Genomic DNA, 3,715 nt, shown 5'->3' on the forward strand with positions numbered 1-3,715 from the left:
GGTAGGGGCCGGCCCCCGGCTGTCGCTGGGCGGGGTCAGAAACATTCACTGGGCGGGTCCTTCGAGGAGACGAGGGGACGTCAGGCGGACGGTCGGACCCCCTGCCCCGCATGCCCGACGCCCCCCGCACCCACCGCCCTCTACCGCGCCATGGTTGCGGTAGTGGCGTGCCGGCGGACTCCTGCGGCGCGGTCGTCGGCCGCTGCCGGGCGAAGCGGGAAGCAGCGCAAGAGCGCGCGCGACACTTGATACGGGCGTCGGTTCGCCGGTGACGACCCTGACGTGCGCCCTCAGCCCACCGACGACTCGCCGCCCAGGCGAGTGCGTAGCCCGCACTGTTGAGGGCGCAGTGCAGCGCCACGGATGGGGTGAGGCTGCCGGAGCGGCGGCGGAACTCGCAGATGAGCACACCGGAGTGCTGGACCTCCGCGGCCGCCACTGCCTCCGGCCCCAGCCGGTAGGCTGAGGCTGCGGTCCCCCACCGTCACCCGAGCCCAAGTGGTGAGTGACGGCCTGCGGCGGTCGAGGCGTCTCACGGCATGAGGATGAAACACAGGTGCTGATAGCAGGCCGGTACCGGCTGCACGATCCCATCGGACGCGGCGCGATGGGAGAGGTCTGGCAAGCCGTCGACGAGACCCTCGGCAGACGGGTGGCGGTCAAACTCCTGCTCCCCCAGAACACGGATCCCACAGCCGCCTCCCGCTTCCGCCTGGAGGCACAGACCGCCGGGCGACTCAACCACCCCCATGTGGTGGGCGTCTTCGACTTCGGCGAACACGAGGACCGTCTCTTCCTGGTGATGGAACTGGTCGAGGGCGACAGCCTCGCCCACCACCTCACAACCGCCGGCCCATTGCCCGCCGAGCAGGTGGCACGGATCGCCGCGCAGGCCGCTTCGGGGCTCGCCGCCGCCCACCAGCAAGGCGTCGTACACCGCGACATCAAGCCCGCCAACCTCCTTCTGGACACCGCCGGAACGCTCAAGATCGGTGATTTCGGCATCGCCCGTTTCGTCGATGATCCGGCCGCCGCCCTCACCACGACGGGACAGATCGTCGGCACGAGCCTCTACCTCGCCCCCGAGCGTGCCCTCGGCCGGCCCGCCGGTCCCGCATGCGACGTGTACTCCCTGGGCTGTGTGCTCTATCAGCTCCTCACCGCCCGCCCTCCGTACCAGGCCGACACCGCTGTGGCGATCCTCCACCAGCACCTGGACGCCTCCCCCGTGCCACCCCGGCAACTGGGCGCGGAAATACCGGCCGCCTTCGAGAACTACCTCCTCGCCCTCCTCGCCAAGCAGCCCGAGGATCGGCCCACCGCGCAGCAGGTCGCTGACTGGTTCGCCACCGGTGCCTGGCTGGGCCGGCCCGAGCCGCTTCCCGCCCCTGCGACGAAGACTGCCACCGCGCCGTCACCAGGGCACGGCGCCCCCTCCGGGCGGCTGACACTCGCTCATGAAGCCGGCCCCGCCACCACCTACGCCCTGCCCTCCTCCGCCGGACACACGCGTCGGCCACGTGCGCCTCGGCGTCGGGTCGGCCCGGTGATCCGCAACCTCGTGGCACGCCGGCCGAGGGTCGCGGGCGTGGCCGCCGGGGCGGTGGCCTTCCTGGCCGCAATGCTCGCCGGAATGCTGTTGTTCTCGCCGGGCCGCAGTTCGGCAGAGGTCCCACCAACCGACATGCCCGGCAGCACGAGCCCCACGACGACTCAGGAGCCGACCGACTCCAGGTCCTACAATCCTGCCCCTTCCTCCGCCCCATCGCTGCAGACCAGCACGGCAGACCCTCCGAAACAGGAAACCGAGCAGAAGCAGAGGAGGAACAAGCAAGGGAAGCACGAGGAGGACGAGGACGACGACTGAGCTGGACGCTCTCAAGCATCCTTGGAAGATGTGCCCTTCGGGTACCGGACGAAGAGGACGCCTTGGACGTCGCCGTCCGGTGCGCTGTAGAAGTGCGGGACGTCGGCCGGCCAGTGGGCGTGGCCGCCCGGGCCGGCCGTTTGCGGCGCGTCCGGAAGGCCGACGACCGCCGTTCCGGAGAGCACCATCAGGCTCTCCGTGGTCTGCGGGACATGGGCGGCCGACTCCTGCGTCGCGCCCTCGGCGATGGTGACGCGGAAGACGTCGGTGGCCGCGTCCTCGTCCTCGTACCGCTCCAGGAGGACCGCGGTGACGGCGCTGCCGGAGACTCCGGCCGCCCCCAGCGCGACGCGGGGCGCCGGGTCGTCGAGGACGGCGCTGACCGGGCGGCCGAGCGCGGTGGTCAGGGCATAGAGCGTTTCCAGGGTGGGGTTGCGCCGGCCCGTCTCGAGTTCCGAGAGCGTACCCTTGCCGACGCCCGAGCGGCGTGAGAGCTCCGACAGGGACAGGCCGCTGTCCTGCCGCAGCCGCTTCAGCCTGCGCCCCACCTCGTCGTTCAGACCCATCCGCCCGGTTCCGTCCGGTTCTGCGCCCATCGGCGCTTTGACGTGCCGCCACCCACGTCCTTAGTGTTCCATAAACGGAACGTTCCGTTTACGGAACGCTTGTACGTGCTCTCCCCTCCGGAAGTGATGCCGCATGTCCCCGCTCGCCCGCATACGCGCCATCGCACCGCCCTCGGCCGTGACGGCGGGGCTCGTCGCGGTCACCGTCGGTGTGACCAGTGCCGCCGCGCTCGTGTTCACCGCGGCACGCGCCGCGGGGGCGGACGCGCGGGAGCTCTCTTCGTGGATGCTGGCACTCGGCGTCGGGATCGCCGTGACCTGCGTGGGTCTGTCGCTGCGGTACAAGGCCCCGGTCGTCACCTCCTGGTCGACGCCGGGAGCCGCGCTCCTCGCCACGAGCCTGAGCGGCGTGTCCATGGAGAAGGCCGTGGGCGCGTTCGTGTTCAGCGCCGCACTGATCATGGTGAGCGGTCTGACCGGATGGTTCGCGCGGATCATGGGCCGGATCCCGGTGCCGCTGGTGTCGGCGCTTCTCGGCGGTGTGCTGCTCGAGTTCGGGACGGGGCTCTTTTCCCAGATGGGCAGCAGTTTCGCGATCGCGTTTCCGGTGTTCGTGCTGTATCTCCTCGCGCGCCGACTGCTGCCCCGCTACGCGGTCCTCATCGCGCTCGGCGGCGGAGTCGTCGCCTCCGTCCTCACCGGGGGCTGGCATCTGGAACGGGTCCGACTGTCGCTCGCACAGCCGGTGTTCACGGCTCCCGAGTTCGACTGGAAGGTGCTGATCAGCGTCGGCGTGCCGCTGTTCGTCGTCACCATGGCCTCGCAGAACCTGCCGGGGGTCGCCGTGTTGCGCGGGTCCGGCTACGAGGTGCCCGTCTCGCCCGTCCTGACGTGGACGGGTGCCGTCCAGGCGGTGCTCGCGCCGTTCGGGGCGTTCGGCCTCAACCTGGCGGCGATGACCGCCGCGATCTGCACCGGCGACGGAGCTCACCCCGACCGACAGCGGCGCTACCTCGCGGCCGTGTGGGCGGGCGTCTTCTACCTGTGCGTCGGCCTGCTCGGCGCGACCGTCGCCTCCCTGCTCACCGCGATGCCTCACGCCCTCGTCCTGGCCGTTGCCGGGGTCGGCCTGCTCGCCACGATCGAGGCGTCCCTGGCCAGTGCTCTGTCGGACCCCGCGTCCAGGGAGGCGGCCGTCGTCACCTTCCTCGCCACGGCCTCCGGTGTGACGCTGCTCGGCATCGGGTCCGCGTTCTGGGGGCTGTTGGCGGGCGTGCTCACC

The 3,715-nt window shown here is 71.0% G+C and carries 3 protein-coding genes; 2 read left to right on the top strand and 1 reads right to left on the bottom strand.

Annotation, left to right across the window (positions count from 1 at the left end; genetic code table 11):
• Positions 1-556: 556 nt before the first annotated feature.
• Complete coding sequence (locus tag ACWGH4_RS32755; RefSeq protein WP_453467255.1) at positions 557-1,867, top strand: serine/threonine-protein kinase; 1,311 nt, start codon at positions 557-559, stop codon at positions 1,865-1,867.
• A gap of 11 nt (positions 1,868-1,878) precedes the next feature.
• Here the strand turns inward: ACWGH4_RS32755 and ACWGH4_RS32760 are convergent, their stop codons facing one another.
• Positions 1,879-2,433, bottom strand: a complete 555-nt coding sequence (locus tag ACWGH4_RS32760; RefSeq protein WP_453467257.1) for a helix-turn-helix domain-containing protein — start codon at positions 2,431-2,433, stop codon at positions 1,879-1,881.
• A gap of 133 nt (positions 2,434-2,566) precedes the next feature.
• Here ACWGH4_RS32760 and ACWGH4_RS32765 point away from each other — a divergent pair.
• On the top strand, positions 2,567-3,715 hold a 1,149-nt coding region (locus ACWGH4_RS32765), incomplete at its 3' end, for a benzoate/H(+) symporter BenE family transporter (RefSeq protein WP_453467259.1).

The sequence above is a fragment of the Streptomyces sp. NPDC054847 genome (genome assembly GCF_053610925.1).

Coding starts and splice junctions, on each gene's coding strand:
- ACWGH4_RS32760 (WP_453467257.1), bottom strand. CDS start 2,433: ATGGGTCTGAACGACGAGGTGGGGCGCAGGCTGAAGCGGCTGCGGCAG.